Annotated in this window: 14 protein-coding genes; 5 read left to right on the top strand and 9 right to left on the bottom strand. The window is 67.9% G+C overall.

Annotated elements, in window-relative coordinates; genetic code table 11:
- The first annotated feature begins 3 nt into the window (after positions 1 to 3).
- From cobS to FBR43_RS03005, 5 genes are read left to right on the top strand one after another with little or no spacing between them, the layout of a single operon-like run.
- A complete protein-coding gene (gene cobS / locus FBR43_RS02985) occupies positions 4 to 1,008 on the top strand; it encodes a cobaltochelatase subunit CobS (RefSeq protein ID WP_136941720.1) in 1,005 nt (334 codons plus the stop codon).
- Between the two features lie 13 nt (positions 1,009 to 1,021).
- Positions 1,022 to 1,315, top strand: coding sequence for a nucleotidyltransferase family protein (locus FBR43_RS02990; protein ID WP_136941721.1), 294 nt, complete (start codon positions 1,022 to 1,024; stop codon positions 1,313 to 1,315).
- A complete protein-coding gene (locus tag FBR43_RS02995; protein ID WP_136941722.1) occupies positions 1,305 to 1,646 on the top strand; it encodes a HepT-like ribonuclease domain-containing protein in 342 nt (113 codons plus the stop codon). Before FBR43_RS02990 ends, FBR43_RS02995 begins: the two co-directional genes overlap by 11 nt.
- Positions 1,646 to 3,475, top strand: a complete 1,830-nt coding sequence (cobT, locus tag FBR43_RS03000; RefSeq protein WP_136941723.1) for a cobaltochelatase subunit CobT — start codon at positions 1,646 to 1,648, stop codon at positions 3,473 to 3,475. Before FBR43_RS02995 ends, cobT begins: the two co-directional genes overlap by 1 nt.
- On the top strand, positions 3,472 to 3,747 hold the full coding sequence (locus tag FBR43_RS03005; RefSeq protein ID WP_136941724.1) for a ribbon-helix-helix domain-containing protein: 276 nt from the start codon (positions 3,472 to 3,474) through the stop codon (positions 3,745 to 3,747). The genes cobT and FBR43_RS03005 overlap by 4 nt, the downstream gene beginning before the upstream one ends.
- Here the strand turns inward: FBR43_RS03005 and FBR43_RS03010 are convergent.
- From FBR43_RS03010 to FBR43_RS03050, 9 genes are all read right to left on the bottom strand, one after another.
- On the bottom strand, positions 3,737 to 4,411 hold the full coding sequence (locus tag FBR43_RS03010; protein ID WP_136941725.1) for a response regulator transcription factor: 675 nt from the start codon (positions 4,409 to 4,411) through the stop codon (positions 3,737 to 3,739). The two genes, FBR43_RS03005 and FBR43_RS03010, sit on opposite strands and share 11 nt — an antisense overlap.
- Positions 4,411 to 7,077, bottom strand: a complete 2,667-nt coding sequence (locus FBR43_RS03015; RefSeq protein WP_136941726.1) for a sensor histidine kinase — start codon at positions 7,075 to 7,077, stop codon at positions 4,411 to 4,413. Before FBR43_RS03015 ends, FBR43_RS03010 begins: the two co-directional genes overlap by 1 nt.
- Positions 7,074 to 7,646: a potassium-transporting ATPase subunit KdpC gene (gene kdpC / locus FBR43_RS03020; protein ID WP_136941727.1), complete on the bottom strand. Its 573-nt coding sequence runs from the start codon at positions 7,644 to 7,646 to the stop codon at positions 7,074 to 7,076. Before kdpC ends, FBR43_RS03015 begins: the two co-directional genes overlap by 4 nt.
- A gap of 13 nt (positions 7,647 to 7,659) precedes the next feature.
- Entirely contained in the window at positions 7,660 to 9,687 is a 2,028-nt protein-coding gene (gene kdpB / locus FBR43_RS03025) for a potassium-transporting ATPase subunit KdpB (protein WP_136941728.1), read from the bottom strand.
- 11 nt (positions 9,688 to 9,698) lie between these two features.
- Positions 9,699 to 11,417 carry a potassium-transporting ATPase subunit KdpA gene (gene kdpA / locus FBR43_RS03030; RefSeq protein ID WP_136941729.1) on the bottom strand — a complete coding sequence of 573 codons (1,719 nt, stop codon included), beginning with the start codon at positions 11,415 to 11,417 and terminating at the stop codon, positions 9,699 to 9,701.
- A 13-nt stretch (positions 11,418 to 11,430) separates the two neighbouring features.
- A complete protein-coding gene (kdpF, locus tag FBR43_RS03035; RefSeq protein WP_136941730.1) occupies positions 11,431 to 11,520 on the bottom strand; it encodes a K(+)-transporting ATPase subunit F in 90 nt (29 codons plus the stop codon).
- 108 nt (positions 11,521 to 11,628) lie between these two features.
- The gene (locus FBR43_RS03040) at positions 11,629 to 12,483 is read right to left on the bottom strand and encodes a TorF family putative porin (RefSeq protein ID WP_394344004.1); all 855 of its coding nucleotides are present in this window, start codon (positions 12,481 to 12,483) and stop codon (positions 11,629 to 11,631) included.
- Positions 12,484 to 12,646: 163 nt separating this feature from the next.
- The gene (locus FBR43_RS03045) at positions 12,647 to 14,428 is read right to left on the bottom strand and encodes a M14 family metallopeptidase (RefSeq protein ID WP_136941731.1); all 1,782 of its coding nucleotides are present in this window, start codon (positions 14,426 to 14,428) and stop codon (positions 12,647 to 12,649) included.
- A gap of 12 nt (positions 14,429 to 14,440) precedes the next feature.
- Complete coding sequence (locus tag FBR43_RS03050; protein WP_136941732.1) at positions 14,441 to 16,576, bottom strand: TonB-dependent siderophore receptor; 2,136 nt, start codon at positions 16,574 to 16,576, stop codon at positions 14,441 to 14,443.
- Between the last annotated feature and the right edge of the window lie 152 nt (positions 16,577 to 16,728).

A 16,728-nucleotide genomic window follows, 5' to 3' on the forward strand; every position in this document is an offset into this window, starting at 1 on the left:
TGCATGAACGATCTGCCCAACACCCAGCCCGACAGCCGCGAGACGACGCTGCTCGAGGCGCCCGACCGGATGGTCAAGGTGCGCGAGCTGTTCGGCATCGATACCGACATGGAGGTGCCCGCGTTCAGCGAGGCTGACGAGCGCGTGCCCGATCTCGATCCCGCCTACGTCTTCGATGCCGACACGACGCTGGCGGTGCTGGCAGGCTTCGCGCACAACCGCCGCGTCATGGTGCAGGGCTATCACGGCACCGGCAAGTCGACGCATATCGAACAGGTTGCGGCCCGCCTCAACTGGCCGTGCATCCGCATCAACCTCGACGCGCATATCAGCCGCATCGACCTGATCGGCCGCGACGCGATCGTGCTGCGCGACGGCCAGCAGATCACCGAGTTCCGCGAAGGGTTGCTGCCCTGGGCGCTGCAGACGCCGACCGCCCTGGTGTTCGACGAATATGACGCCGGCCGCCCCGACGTGATGTTCGTCATCCAGCGCGTGCTCGAGACCGAGGGCAAGCTCACGCTGCTCGACCAGAACCGCGTCATCCGGCCCAATCCGTGGTTTCGCTTGTTCGCGACCGCCAATACCGTTGGCCTTGGCGACACCTCGGGGCTGTATCACGGCACCCAGCAGATCAACCAGGGCCAGATGGACCGCTGGAACATCGTCGTCACGCTCAACTATCTGCCCGCCGCCACCGAGGCGCAGATCGTGCTCGCCAAGTCGGGTGAATATGACAAGCCCGGCGGCAAGGCGGTGGTCGAGAACATGGTGCGCGTCGCCGACCTGACGCGCCGCGGCTTCGTCAATGGCGACATCTCGACGGTCATGTCGCCGCGCACCGTCATCACCTGGGCGCAGAACGCACTGATCTTCGGCGATGTCGGCTTCGCCTTCCGCCTGTCTTTCCTCAACAAGTGCGACGAGGCCGAACGCCCGCTGGTCGCCGAATATTATCAGCGCGTGTTCGGCAAGGACCTCCCCGAAAGCGTGGCGAGCAAGCGCTGAGGCACGGCCGGGAATGACACGCGCCGAAGCCCTGCAACGTCTGCGACACCACCGTGCCGAACTGAACGCGATGGGCATCGAGCATGTCGCGATCTTCGGATCGACAGCGCGTGGCGAGGCTGACGCGAAGTCGGACCTCGACCTGGCGATCAGATTGCGACCGGACGCTCGGCTTGGCTGGGATTTCTTCACGCTCGACGAGCGCGTTGGCTCGCTGCTCGGGGTGTCCGTCGACCTTGTTACCGAACCAGCATCTCGGACGCGGCTGCAGGCCGCCATAGATCGGGACCGAGTGGATGTTTTCTAGCCGAACGGCCCTTCGGCTGCGCGACATCGTCGAGGATGTCGATCGCATCACGACCTTTCTGGGAGACGCCAGTCTGGACGTGTTCGTAGCCGACGAAAAAACGCTGTTCGCGGTGGAGCGGCTGCTGCAGCGCATAACCGAGGCCGCTGTGCAGATCGATCCCGATGAGGCTGCGTCGATCGGCCCCGATCTACCCGTTGCCAAGATGCGCGCGCTCGGCAATCGGCTGCGGCATGAGTATCGCGAGGTCGATCGCCGCGTGATTGACGAGATCGCTCGCAACGAACTGCCGGCGTTGCGTGCCGCCTGCGTCGCCGCGATGGAACGCTGATGCCCAATCAGTCCGATCTCGACCGCTTCCGCGACGTCCTCGCCGGCACCGCGCGTGCGATCGCGCGCGATGGCGAGGTCGAGCTTTCGTTCACCGCCGATGCGCCGAGCCAGGCAGGGCGCAGCATCAAGGTGCCGATGCCCGGCCGCGCGCTGCCGGCCGAGCAGGTGGCCGAGGCGCGCGGCTTCGCCGATGGCTATGCCCTGCGGCTGCGCCATCACGACGTGATGAAGCACGCGCGCGCCGCGCCGCCCGAACCCGTGGCGCGCGCGGTGTTCGATGCGGTGGAGACCGCGCGCATCGAGGCGCTGGGCGCCGCCGGCTATGCGGGCGTCGCCGACAATCTCGCGTCGAGCCTCGAAATGCGGATGCGCTCGGACCCGATCGCCCGCGCGCGCACCCGCGACGAGGTGCCGCTCTCGAGCGCGATCCAGCTCATGGTGCGCGAGCGCCTGACCGGCCGCGCCCCGCCCGCGGGCACGCTGCCGGGGCTCGCGCTCGTCGCCGACTGGATCGAGGAGAAGGCGGGCCGCGACCTCGATGCGATGGCGCTCGCGATCGACGATCAGGAAGCCTTCGCGCGCATCGTCGCGGCGCTGCTCGAGGATCTCGAACTTACCGAAGGCGAGATGGCGCCCGACGATGCCGACGAGGGCGGCGCCGAAGACGAGGGCACCGATGACAGCGAGCAGGACGAGGGCGAGGACGAAGGCGAGCAGGACCAGGGCGAGGGCCAGGTCGAGGCGCGCGGCGAGCAGCGCGAGAGCGAAAGCGACGCCGGCGAAGGCGAAAGCCGGCAGGCGCCCGATGACATGGACGCGATCGACGGCGATCCGGGGGAAGATGGCGAGGAAGGCATGCTGCCCGTCCGCCCCAACCGCCCGCTCTCCGATCTGCCGCCGCAATTCGACTATCGCGCCTTCACCACGCAATATGACGAGGTGATCGCCGCCACCGAGCTGTGCGATCCCGAGGAGCTGGTCCGGCTGCGCGCCTATCTCGACCAGCAGCTGCTGTCGTTGCAGGGCATCGTCACCAAGCTGGCCAACCGCCTCCAGCGCCGGCTGATGGCGCAGCAGAGCCGGGCATGGGATTTCGACCAGGAGGAAGGGTTGCTCGATGCCGCGCGGCTGGCGCGCGTGGTGGTAAATCCCACCCAGTCGCTCAGCTACAAGGTCGAGCGCGACACCGATTTCCGCGACACCGTGGTCACGCTGCTCATCGACAATTCGGGCTCGATGCGCGGCCGCCCCATCTCGATCGCGGCGATCAGCGCCGACATTCTCGCGCGCACGCTCGAGCGCTGCGGCGTCAAGACCGAGATATTGGGCTTTACCACGCGTGCGTGGAAGGGCGGGCAGGCGCGCGACGCGTGGCTTGCCGCCGGCCGCCCGCCGCAGCCCGGCCGCCTCAACGACGTGCGCCACATCGTCTACAAACAGGCCGACGAGCCGTGGCGACGCGCACGCAAGTCACTCGGCCTGATGATGCGCGAGGGGTTGCTCAAGGAGAATATCGACGGCGAGGCACTGCTTTGGGCGCATGGCCGGCTGCTCGCCCGTCCCGAGGAGCGCCGCATCCTGATGGTCATATCGGATGGCGCGCCGGTCGATGATTCGACGCTCAGCGTCAATTCGGGCAGCTATCTCGAACGCCATCTGCGCCAGGTGATCGGCTGGATCGAATCGCGCTCGCCCGTCAGCCTCGTCGCCATCGGCATCGGTCACGACGTCACGCGCTATTATAACCGTGCCGTCACGATCATGGACGTCGATCAGCTCGCCGGCACGATGATCGACCAGCTCGCCAGCCTGTTCGACGACGAATGACGCGCGTGGCCGCGCCTGACGGCGGCTTTGTCGGGCCGGTGAAGCGCTCGATCACGATCGCCGGGCACGCCTCGTCGCTCAGCCTCGAGCCCCCTTTCTGGCAGGCGCTCGAAGCCGCGGCGCGCGCACGCGGACTGCCACTCTCGGCACTGGTCGCCGCGATCGATGCAGCGCGGATCGAAAGCGACGATCCGCCCAACCTGGCCAGCGCGATCCGCAGCTGGCTTCTGATCGACGCGCAGCGCACATCAGCCCGTTCGGTCACGACTTGATCCGCAATCGATAGCCGATGCCGAGCTCGTTGCCGATCAACGAGCCGATGGGGGCCGGGCTTTCGAGCTTCTGCCGGAGGTTCCGGATGACGATGCGAAGATATTCGATCTTCGGGTCGTAGCCGCCCCAAACCCGCGCCAGGATCTGTTTGTGCGTGACGACGCGCCCGGGATGCTCGGCAAGCATGGCAAGGACTGCGAACTCCTTGCGTGTTAGATGGATTTCGGCACCCATGCGGCAGACCATGTGCCTCGACAGGTCGATCGTCACGTCTTCCGCCTCGACGACCATCTGCGCGTCCGTGTCGTACCGCCGCAGCGCTACGCGGAGCCGAGCCAGCAGTTCCTCGCTGTCGAACGGTTTGGTGATATAGTCGTCGGCCCCGAGATCCAGCGCCGCGACCTTGTCGTCGGTCGTCTCGCGCGCCGATACCACCAGCAGCGCGATCGATCGTTCGCGCGCGATCACCGGCACGAGCTCAAGGCCATCGCGTCCGGGCAGCCCCAGGTCGAGCAGCACCGCGTCGGGTCGCTGGCGCTCGAACGCGGCCAGCGCCGCGCGCGCATCGGCAGCTTCGGCAACGCCGTGACCCGCGCGTTCGAGCGCCTGGCGCAGCAGGCGGCGGATCGCCGGTTCGTCATCGACAATCAGTATCTGCGCCATCAGACCTGCCCCTCGACGATGGGATCGCGAATGATGGCATCTGCCGGAAAACGGAGCGAAAAGGCCGCGCCGCGCTCGCCATCGTCGCGGTTGCGCGCCTCGACGGCAATACCCATCGCTTCGGCGAACGCCTTGACGATGGCGAGACCCAGCCCCGTTCCGGTGGCCGCGCGATCCGAGCCGTCGAACCTGCGGAAGGTGTCGAACACCAGGTCTTCCTGCCCCGGCGGAAGTCCGGGCCCGCGATCGATAACCGAGAGCTGCAACGCCCCGTGACGATGCGTGCCGGCCACCCGGATTTCGGTGCCGGCATCGCCATAGCGCCCGGCATTGTCGAGCAGATTCAGAAGGCAATGGTGCAGGAGATGCGGATCGCAGCGCACGAGCGGCAGGTCGGGCGGCACGTCGAGCCGGATCGCATGGCCGGTCAGCGCGGTGCGCGCGTCATGCGCGGCGCCGGTCACGGCATCGGCCAGGTCGACCGGCTCGATCGCCAGCGACAATGCCCCCGCCTCGATCCGCGCCATATCGAGCAAGTTGGCGACGAAGCGATCAAGCCGGTTCGCTTCCTGCTCGATCGTGCCGATCAGCTGCGGCGTGACGCCGTGGCGCAATTCGGACGCCGCCGCCTTCACTGCGGTCAGCGGCGTCCGCAGATCGTGACCGACCGACGAGAGGAGCGCGCCGCGGAGCCGGTCGCGCGTCCGCATCGTCTCGACATCGCGCATTTCGCCTTCGAGACGCAGTCGTTCGAGCACCATGGCCGCCTGGTCGAGCAGATTGGTCAGCAAGGGCAGCTGGTCGGCGCGGATCGGGTCGGCGGTGCCGTCGCGCGCGATCCCGAACACGGCTAGCACCGTTCGGCCATGCGCGAGCGGATGAAACGCCCAGTCCGAAGCGGTGAGCGTGCCCGAGCCGCGTCCGGTCGTGGCCGAATGGTCGAACGCCCATTGCGCCGCCGCGAGATCGAGCGTGCCGAGCCGATGGTCGTTGCCGTCGGTCGTCTGCACCGCCAGCCCGGTCGGCCCCGCCGCCAGCAGCACGGTGTGGACGCGCAGGATGCGCCCGACCTCGACACAGATTGCCCGCCTGACGCTGGCATCGTCGGCAAGTTCGGCGAGCTCGCGCAGGAATCCCGTCAGCGCCGCGTTGGTCCGCGCGCTCTGGCTGGCGAGGTCGGCCTGCGCGCGCACGCGCGCTGCCAGATGGCTGGTGACGAAGGCGACGCCGAGGAGGACGAACACCGACACGACATTTTCGGGGTTGCTGATCGTGAAGGTGCCGGTCGGCGGCAGGAAGAAGAAATTATAGGCAAGGCTGGACAGGAGACCCGCCATCAGACCGGTGCGAAGCCCGAACAGGCTGGCCGCAGCCATCACGGGTAGCAGATACAGCATGCCGACATTGCCGAGGTTGAGAACCTGCGACAGCGCGATCGCCAGCGCGGTAACGCCGGCGATCATCGCGGTCGTCGCGGCATGGCCGGTGCGCGTTCCCCATTCGCCGCGACGCGGGCGCGCACGATCGGGGCGCGAGGTGGCTTCGTCGTTGGGCAGCACGTGCACGGTGACGCCGGGCGTTTCGCGCACCAGCCGGTCGACCACCGATCCGTGTCGCAGCTCGAACCAGCGCGAGCGACGCGACTTGCCGAGGATCAGCTGCGTGGCGCGCGCATCGTGGAGGAACACCTTGATGCCGTCGACCACGCTCGGCGCGGGCACCGTCGCCACGGCCGCGCCGAGCTGCGTCGCGAGCGTCATCGTCGCGGCGATCCGCGCGTGCTGCGCGTCGGTGAAGCCGGCGACGCGCGGCGTCTCGATGAACAGCGCCGTCCACGGCCCGCGCAACCCGTCGGCAACGCGCTTGCCGGCGCGCACCAATCCGTCGGCGCCCGCCAGCTCGCTGATCGCCACGACGATCCGCTCGGCCCCCGCCCAGGTTCCCCCGACCCCGAGCGCACGGACATGCTCGAGCATCTGCGCATCCACCGCCTGCGCCGCGCGCGTCAGCGCCAGCTCGCGCAGCGCCGACAGGTTGGACTTCGAGAAGAAATGCTGGAGCGCGCGCGTCGCTTCCTGCGGCAGATAGACCTTGCCCGCCTTCAGCCGCTCGATCAGCTCATCGGGCGGAATGTCGACCACCTCGATCTCGGCGGCTTCGAGCACGCTGTCGGGCACCGTCTCGCGCACGCGGACGCGTGTGATGCCGGCGACGATGTCGTTGAGGCTTTCGACATGCTGGATATTGACGGTGGAGTAGACGTCGATGCCCGCCGCCAGCAGCTCGGCAACGTCCTGATGGCGTTTCGGGTGGCGACTACCCGGCGCGTTGGTATGTGCCAGCTCGTCGACCAGCGCGAGGCGGGGACGACGCGCGAGCACGCCGTCGATATCCATTTCATGCAGCGTCCGCCCCTCATAGGCGACGGCGCGGCGCGGCATGATTTCCAGCCCGCGCGTCAACGCTTCGGTTTCGATGCGGCCGTGCGTCTCGACCACGCCGATAACGACGTCGACGCCCTCCTTCGCGCGCGCCTTGCCCTCGGACAGCATCTCGAACGTCTTGCCGACGCCGGGTGCTGCACCGAGGAAGATCTTCAGCCGGCCGCGCCCTTCCTGCGCAGCCTGGCGCAGCAATGCCTGGGGGTCGGGCCGGCTGTCGTTCATCGGGTCCCGGATGCGTCGAGCGCGCGGTTGAGCGCAAGCACGTTGACATGCGGTTCGCCGAGCAACGGGCGTTCGACTGCGGCTGCGACCAGCGCTTCGACCTGCGCCTCGGGCAGGCCGCGCACGCGCGCGACGCGCACAACCTGTGCCCGCGCGGCCTCGGGCGAGAGATCGGGGTCGAGGCCCGATGCGCTCGCGGTCACGAGATCGGCGGGAATCGGGCCGCTAACGCCCTCGGCGCGGCGCCCTTCGACGTCGGCCGCGACACGATCTGCAAGCGTCTGGCTGGCCGGGCCGAGGTTCGAGCCGCCCGAAGCGAGGCCGTCATATCCCTCGCCAGCCGCCGAGGGGCGCGTCTGGAAATAGCGATCGGACGTGAACGCCTGCCCGACCACGCTCGACCCGATGACGCGGCCGTCCTGCTCGATGAGGCTGCCGTTCGCCTGCGCCGGAAACAGTGCCTGCCCGATGCCGGTCATCGCCAGCGGATAGGCGATGCCGAGCAGCGCAGCGAACAGCAGCGCCATCACGATCGCGGGACGCAGTGCGGACGTGAAATCCTTGCCCATGTTCGAATACTCCTTAGGCCAGACCGAGGCCGCCGACCACGAGGTCGATCAGCTTGATGCCGGCGAACGGGGCGACAAGGCCGCCAAGCCCGTACACGGCGAGATTGCGCGCCAGAAGCGGGCCGGCGCCCATCGGTTTGTACGCAACGCCCTTTAGCGCGAGCGGCACCAGTGCAGGGATGACGAGCGCGTTGAAGATGATCGCCGAGAGGATGGCGCTTTCGGGCGTCGCGAGGCCCATCACGTTGAGCACGCCGAGCCCCGGATAGAGCGCGACGAACATCGCGGGGATGATCGCGAAATATTTCGCCACGTCGTTGGCGACCGAGAAGGTGGTGAGCGCGCCGCGCGTCATCAGCAGCTGCTTGCCCAGGCCCACGACCTCGATCAGCTTGGTCGGATCGCTGTCGAGATCGACCATGTTGCCCGCCTCGCGCGCCGCCTGCGTGCCGGTGTTCATCGCCACCCCGACATCGGCCTGCGCCAGCGCGGGCGCGTCGTTGGTGCCGTCGCCGCACATCGCGACGAGGCGTCCGCCCTGCTGCTCCTTGCGGATCAGCTCGAGCTTGTCCTCGGGCGTCGCCTGCGCGAGGAAATCGTCGACGCCGGCCTCGGCGGCGATCGCGGCTGCGGTGAGCGGATTGTCGCCGGTAATCATCACCGTGCGGATGCCCATCTGGCGCAGCTCGCCAAAGCGTTCGCGGATGCCCGCCTTGACCACGTCCTTGAGGAAGATGGCCCCGAGCAGCCGCCCGTTGCGGGCGACCGCAAGCGGCGTACCGCCCGCGCGCGCGATCTCGTCGGTAACGCGGCGAAGCTCGGTCGCCGCAGCGGTTTCGCCGAGGCCAGGATTGGCCTTGAGGATCGAATCGACCGCGCCCTTCTGGATCAGCGTGTCGCCGAGCTTCACGCCCGATACGCGCGTCTGTGCGGTAAAGGCGATGACCTCGGCAGATGCCGGCAACGCGCCGGACTGGCCGAACCGCTCGCGTGCGAGAACGACGATCGAGCGGCCCTCGGGCGTCTCGTCGGCAAGGCTGGCGAGCAGCGCCGCTTCGGCCAACTCGGCCTCGCTCGCACCGCCCACGGCGCGGAACTCGCTCGCCTGCCGGTCACCGACGGTGATCGTGCCCGTCTTGTCGAGCAGCAGCACGTCGATGTCGCCCGCGGCCTCGACCGCGCGGCCCGACTTGGCGAGCACGTTGAACCGCACCAGCCGGTCCATGCCCGCGATGCCGATCGCGGAAAGGAGCGCGGCGATCGTCGTCGGGATCAGCGTGATGAGCAGCGCAGCGAGAATCGCCACGGGGATCGATCCGCCCGCATAGCTGGCGAAGCCGGGAATGGTCGCCACCGCGATGAGGAAGATGATCGTCAGGCCGGTAAGCAGGATCGTCAGCGCGATCTCGTTGGGCGTCTTCTGCCGCTCGGCGCCTTCGACCAGCGCGATCATGCGGTCGAGAAACCCCTGGCCGGGTTCGACGGTGACGCGCACTTTGATCTGGTCGGAAATCACGCGCGTGCCCGCGGTCACGGCCGAGCGGTCGCCGCCCGCCTCGCGGATGACGGGGGCGCTTTCGCCGGTGATCGCGGCTTCGTTGACCGATGCCACGCCCTCGATGACTTCGCCGTCCGAGGGGATGAGATCGCCGGTCTCGACCAGCACGACGTCGCCGATCGTGAGGCGGGTGGCCGGCACCGCTTCCCAGCTGTCGGCCACGCCGGTCAGCTTCTTGGCCTTCAACTCGGCCTTTGCATCGCGCAGGCTGGCCGCCTGCGCCTTGCCGCGCCCCTCGGCCAGCGCCTCGGCAAAGGTACCGAACAGCACCGTCAGCCACAGCCAGACGACGAGTTGCAGCTTGAAGCCGGTGGCAAGCTCGTCGTTTCCGACGGCGAGCAGCACCGTCAGCAGCAACGCGACGATCGCGGTGGTGAACATCACCGGGTTGCGCACCAGCTGGCGCGGATCGAGTTTGAGAAAGGCGTCGCGGATCGCCGGTGCGATCAGCTCTGCCGTGAACATGCTCTGCGACTTGGCCATTGGCGGGCCCTTCAGGAAAGCTGGCCGCGGATCATCGCGAGATGATCGGCGATGGGACCGAGCGCGAGGCTCGGCAGGAACGTGAGGCCGCCCAGCACCAGCACGATGCCGACGAGCAGGCCGACCCAGAGACCGCCGGTCGTGGGGAACGAGCCGGCGCCCGCCGGGGTGTGCCGCTTGGCGGCGAGGCTGCCGGCGATCGCCAGCATCGGCACGATGACGAAGAACCGCCCGATCCACATCGCGACGCCGAGCAGGCCGTTGTACCAGGGCGTTCCCGCGCTGAGGCCGGCAAAGGCCGAGCCGTTGTTGCCGACCGCGGATGCGAACCCGTACAGCATTTCGCTGAAGCCGTGCGGCCCCTTGTTGAGCGGCCCGGCAAGCCCCGCCCCGGTCACCGCCGACAGCGCGGTGCCGCCGAGGATGACGAGCGGCAGCACCGCGATCGCCAGCACCGCAAGCTTCACCTCGCGCGCCTCGATCTTCTTGCCGACATATTCGGGCGTGCGCCCAACCATCAGCCCGGCGACGAACACCGCGAGGATGGCGAACAGCAGGAAGCCGTAGATGCCCGCACCGACGCCGCCGATCACGACCTCGCCCAGCTGGATGTTGAGCAGCGGGATCATGCCGCCGAGCGGCGTGAAGCTGTCGTGCATGGCATTCACCGCGCCGCACGAGGCGGCGGTCGTGACGACCGAGAACAGCGCGGAGGCGGCGATTCCGAAGCGGACCTCCTTGCCCTCCATGTTGCCGCCGGCCACGCCGAGCTGCGCCAGCACGGGGTTGCCCGCCGCTTCCTGCCAATAGGTCACGCCGACGCCGGCGACGAACAGCAGCATCATCGCCGCCAGGATCGCCCAGCCCTGCCGCGTGTCGTCCACCGCCTTGCCGAAGGTGTAGGTAAGCCCCACGCCGATCGAGAAGATCGACAGCATCTGGACGAAGTTGGTGAGCGCATCCGGATTCTCGAACGGATGCGCCGAGTTGGCGTTGAAGAAGCCGCCACCATTGGTGCCGAGCATCTTGATCGCTTCCTGGCTGGCGACGGGACCGAGACCGAGTGTCTGGCGCGCGCCCTCGAGCGTCGTCAGGTCGACCGAGCCGGCGAGCGTCTGCGGCACGCCGCTGGCGATCAGGAACAAGGCGTAGACCACGCAGACCGGCAGCAGCAGATAGAGCGTGACACGCGTCACATCGGCCCAGAAATTGCCGATGCCGATCGCGCCGCCCGCGGGCGCCTGGCGACGGGCGAACCCGCGAAACAGCGCAAAGGCGAGCGCGATGCCCGTCGCCGCCGACAGGAAGTTCTGGATCGTCAGTGCCAGCATCTGGCTGAGGTTCGACATCGCCGCCTCGCCCGAATACCATTGCCAGTTGGTGTTGGTGGTAAAGCTGATCGCCGTATTGAACGCGCCGTCGGCGCCGATCCCGGCATGGCCCAGCGGATTGAGCGGCAGCAGGCCCTGCAATCGCAGCAACGCATAGGTGAGCAGCAGCAGCGCCAGGTTGAACAGCAGCATGTGCACGGCGTAGCGCCGCCAGCCCTGTTCCTGCGCCGGGTCGATGCCCGAAAGACGGTAGAAGCCGCGCTCGACGGGGCCGAGCACGACATGGAGCGGCGTGCGGCGCCCTTCGTAGAGCGCGAACAACCACAGGCCGATCGGCTTGGCGATCAGCAGCAGCACCGCGACGAAGGCGAGGATCAGTCCCCAGCCCTGGATGGTCATGGTTTCGCCCCCTTCAGAAGCGTTCGGGGCGGAGCAGTACCGCCACCAGATAGGCCAGCAGGCCGAGCGCCGCGATTGCGGCCAGCCACAGGTCGATGGTCATCGCCGGCCCCTCACGCCCGGTCGCACAGGCGGACATAGGCGAAGCTAAGCGCCGCCAGCCCCGCGATGATCGACAGCCAGATGATGTCCTGCATGCTATGTCCCCCGGTCAGAAGGCGGCGGTGAGCGAGACGAGCGCGGTGCCGCCGGCGATGTTGCCGGTGCCGTCCTGCCCCTTGCTGAAGCTCGGCCGCAGATAGGCGGCGTCACCGTTCGAGATGTCGGTCGCGACATAGGCGACGCCGAGCGTCAGGTTGCGCCACGTCGCGTCCGCGCCCAGCGACCAGTCCCAGTAGCGACCCGTCGGTGCGACGCTGGTGGCGTTGGGACCAAGCCCCGGATTGCCCCAGCTGTGCCCGATATGCGCCTTGGCCGTCAGCGGCGTGCCCGGAACCGCGACCGCCGCGTCGCCCCAGAGATAGGTGTTGTCGTTCTTCGCGCCGGGATCGTTGTAGACGCCGGCCGCGGCATCGGCGCCGGTGAAGTACCAGCGGCCCAGCGCTTCCTGCTTCGGCGCATAGGCGACGCCCGCCGTCAGCGTCGCCGGGCCGGACGTGCCGGTCAGCCTGGCATAGGGCTCGATGAAGTCGGTCTTGTCGGCGCCGCCGGGGTACATGTACCATGTGGCGCCCACGTCGAGCGCGGCATTGTCGGCCAGTTGCGCCTTGTACCCCGCGATCAGGTCGAGCTCGACATTGCCGCCGCCGAAGGTGCCCCAGCCGGCAAGGCTCGATGCCCAGATCCCGGCATAGACGCCGCTTTCGTGCGCGGCAGTGATACCGCCCTGCACCGCGATTTCCCGGTCGCTCTGCGACACGCCGCGAAAACGGTAGTCCGACGTGACCGTCGCCGAACCCGAAACGGTGACGGGCGGTGGCGGCGCTGCCGGATCCGCGACCGTTTGCGCCTGAGCCGAAGCCGATGCCGCAAGCACGAAGCCGGCGATGAGACCAAGAATACGCACCAACGAATCTCCCCACGAGAACCGATCGCCGGCTCGCAATTGGCGGGCGACGCTCGGTTCGACAGGGCGATCAGATAGTCCGCAGCAGCGTATGTTTTCGCGAGCGATTGCGCGGGCAGGGCATATGTTTTGCGTATAGTCGGCGGCTCGGCGACCGCCTTGCTCAGGGTTCGCGCAGGACCGGATACAGCAGGTGCCGCGACTGAAGCTCGGGCAGGCGTGCGGCGAACCACGCCAGACGTGCGTCGCCGTCGGCGGCGAATGCCGGGTCGGATGACAGCTTTGCCTCGAACGCCTCGCGCACGTCGGGATCGGTCGCCAGCAGCGCGTCCGCCAGCGGCGCGAGCACGAACGCCTCGCTGCCGGGCGGCGGCATCAGCATTTCGGGATAGAAGCCCCAGGCCAAAAACGAATCTTGGCTCTCGGGCTCGAGCAACGCGGCGGCGAGCAGCCCGAGCGGCTGGTCGAACGCCACACGAACGCTGCCCGCCGGCAGCGTCGCCGGCAGGCGCGCATGCGCGAAGCGCGATCGCAGCGGCACCCGCCCTTCATAGGGCGCTGCCAGTTCCGGCCCGACGAGCCGTACATGGTCGAGATCCACCGTTCGGGGCTCGTCGATCAACGTCATCTGGATACCGTGCCGGCGGAGGCGGTCGATCGTCTCCTGCTGCTCGGGCGGAATCCACCATGCCCTGGCGATCGCGATCCGCTCGACCGGCACCTGCCCAATGATCGGCATGCGCCACGTCGCCGGCCTGCCCGTCCAGCGCTGCTCGGCGCGCGCTGTCGCGGGCGAGCGCACCGGGTCGAACGCGATTCCCTTGAAGTCCTTGACCCAGCCGATCGGCTCGCGCGCCGGTCGCCACCGCGTCAGCAGCGTTTCGGGGCGGCTCGCGCGATCGGCGGCCTTTGCCTCGGCGATCCTCCCAGCTTCCGCGCCCGCCAGCTTCAACGCCGCCTCGAGCAGCACGTACGTGCCGAGCACGCGCTGGCGATAGGGCTTGAGCATATGATTTTCGACCAGCACCGTCGGCACGCCGATGAAGTCGCCATAACCGGTCGAATAACGCGGCCCCTCGGGCGCCTGCCGGATGCCGGCACTCGGATGGCGTGTGTCGATCGGGCTGGGATAGATCGTCGGGGCGTGGCCCGCCGCTTCGAGCGCGGTCGTCACCGCCGGGCCGAAGCGCTGCATCAGCCAGTCGGCGGTCTGGCGGTGATAGGCATAGCGACCCCACCCTGCATAGGTGAAGGTGATGTCGTAACCCATGTCGAACCCGCCGCTCACATGGCAGTCGATGTAGAGAATGGGGTCGAGCCGCCGCAGCAGTGCGACCACCGCTTGCGTCTCGGGCGCGTCGAGCTTGGCATAGTCGCGGTTGAGGTTGAGCCCACGCGCATTGCCGACGGTGCCCTTGTTCGCGGGACCGCGAACATGCGGGAAGTTCCACACACTTGCGCGCTCGTGCCCGTCGACATTCAGGATCGGCACGAACACCAGATCGACCTTGTCGAGCAGCCCCGCCTTGCCCCCGAATGCGATGTCGCGCAGCAGCATCAGCCCGGCATCCTTGCCGTCGATCTCGCCCGCATGGATGCCCGCCTGCACGAGCACGACAGGCTTGGGTGCGCCGCCGCTGCTTGCCCGCACGGCGATTAGATCGCGCCCCTGCCCGCTTTTGCCGAAGGTCTCGATCGAAATGCGGGGCGAAGCCGCCGCCAGCCGTTCGAGCCAGCCGCGCGTTTCGGCATGATCGGGCGTCGTCGCGAAATCCGCGCGCTCGGCCGGCGTGATCCAGCGATCGTTCGCCCTGGCGATCAGCCGCCCGCTCGCGCCCGACCATGGCGGCACCGGCGGCAGGAGCTCGGGCGGCGTCGGCATCTGCTGCGCGACAGCCGGCATAGCGGCGACAAGGCCGAGCGCCGCGACCAGGAGTTTGAACATCGGACCTCGTTCTCAGAAGCTGGCGCGAACGCCGAACGTTGCGGTGCGGGGAGCGCCCGGCTGCACCCATAGCGGGTGATAGCTGTTGGCGTACCAATGCGCGTCGAACAGATTCTGGATCGACCCGAACAGCGTCAGGCCGTCGACCATCTCGACATCGCCGAACACGCGCGCCAGCGTGTGCGACGGCAGCGTGAAGGCGGTGCCCGTCTCACCCGATCGATCGCCGAAATATTGCACGCCCGCACCCAGTTGCGCGCGGCGCCCGGCAACCACCAGCCGCTTCGTCGCCTGCACGTTCAGATTGTGATCGGGAATGTTGATGAGGCGATCGCCGGGGCGGATCTGGAAATTGAAATTGGGCTCAAGGAGCGTCGAACGTGCCTCGGCGTCGAGATAGGCGTAGCTGAGCAGCAGATCGAGATCGCCGGGCAGCCTTGCCGTCAGGTCGAGCTCGACGCCCCGGCTGCGCGCCTTGCCGATCGCGACCGAAAAGCCGGGATTGCCCGTGTCGCTGGCAAGGACATTGTCCTTTTCGAGCTGGAACACCGCCAGCGTGGCGTTCACTCGCCCGCCGAGCGCGGTTAGCTTCGCCCCCGCCTCGATCGACCGGCTCGTTTCGGGATCGAAGATCGCGCCGGTCACGTCGGTTCCCACATTGGCGCGGAAGCCTTCGCCATAGGCGGCATAGAGCATGAGCGGTGACGACAGGCGATAGACGATGCCGGCCTGCGGACTGAAGCGGCTTCGCTCGCTGACGCTGTCGATGCCCGTCAGCCGGTTGAGCGTGCGCAACGTCACCGCGTCGTAGCGGCCGCCGATGCGGAGCTGGAGCCGGTCGGTCAGGTCGATCTGGTCCTGAACGAACAGCCCCGTCGATCGCTGCTCGTCGAGCCGGTCGTTCTGCGGACCCGGCGTCGGCAGCGGGAAGCGACCGTAGACGGGATCGAGAATGTCGAGGACATAGCCCGCGCGATTGGCAAGCGTCGGGCTCACGACCGGCGGGCGGAAACGGCCGAACTGCTGATCGTTGCTGAAGCTGTCGTGATCTGCCCCGATCAACACGCGATGGCGAATCCCGAACGTGTCGAACGCGCCCGACAATTCGGCGCGCACGACCAGCTGGCGCGAATCGTACACGCGCGACCGGCGCTGGCGCGACAGCGAGCGTCCGTCGACGTAGAGTTCCTGCCGCGATCGAACGAGTTCGGCATCGGAGGAGAAGCCGGTCAGCAGCGTATCGCGCAGCGACGCGCCTGCCAGCAGGCTCCAGCCGGCATCGAAATCATGCTGCACGCGCAGTTGATGCCCCGTCGCGCGCGCGATGTGGTCGCCGTCGCCCGGCTCGCCCAGATAGCGGTCGCGCGGCACGGTATCGAAATCGCCGTCGAGCACGACGATGCCGCGATCGAACGGCGTCTCCACCCGCGTCCATTCGAAATCGTAGGTCAGCCGCGTGTCGGGCCCGATCGCGAGCCCGATCGACGGGAGGAAGCCCCAGCGCTTCAGGTCCACGGTATCGCGAAACGTACCGCCATCCTCCGAATAGCCGATCAGCCGGGCGCTGAGGCTGCCCGACACCGCCAGGTTGAGATCGGCTTCGGTACGCAGCCGATCGAAACTCCCATATTGCAGCGCCGCGGTGCCGAAGCTGCGGCCGATCTCCGCCTGCTTGGTGACAAGGTTGATCGTGCCGCCCGGCTCGCCGCGCCCCAGCACTGCTGCCGCCGGCCCCTTGAGCACCTCGATCCGCTCGATTCCCGCCACGTCGCGCGGGCCGCCGAAGCCGCGACCGCCATTGAAGCCGTTGACGAGATAGCCCGTCGGTATGTTCTCGTCGCCGGTGAAGCCGCGCACCGCGAAACTGTCGAACAATCCGCCGAGCGAATTCTGGCGCGAGACCGACGCATTGAGGTCGAGCGCGTCGGTGAGCCGGAGCAAGTTGTTCGCTTCGAGCGCGTCGCTGTCAATCGTCGCGATTGCCTGAGGGATTTCGGCAATGGCGAAGTCGCCGCGATAGGGCTGGCGGACCCCGGTGACGCGAATGTCCTGCGCCTGCTCCTCGTCGACGGCGGCAACCGGGTTTGCGGTCTGCCCAAGCGCCGGAACGGGCAGCAGCGCGATCACGATCACGGCATGCCGCACCATCCTGCGCTGTCGACGGTCAGCTCTCACTGTCTCTTCCTTGATCCGATGAATGGCCGGAGCGGTGCTTCACTCGACGGCCGGACGATCGCCCTGTGACGATATGTCGTTGCGAGGTCAATGGTATGTTGTCTCATATCAAACTTGATGCCAAA

The sequence above is a fragment of the Sphingomonas baiyangensis genome, from assembly GCF_005144715.1.
Lineage (GTDB): Bacteria > Pseudomonadota > Alphaproteobacteria > Sphingomonadales > Sphingomonadaceae > Sphingomonas > Sphingomonas baiyangensis.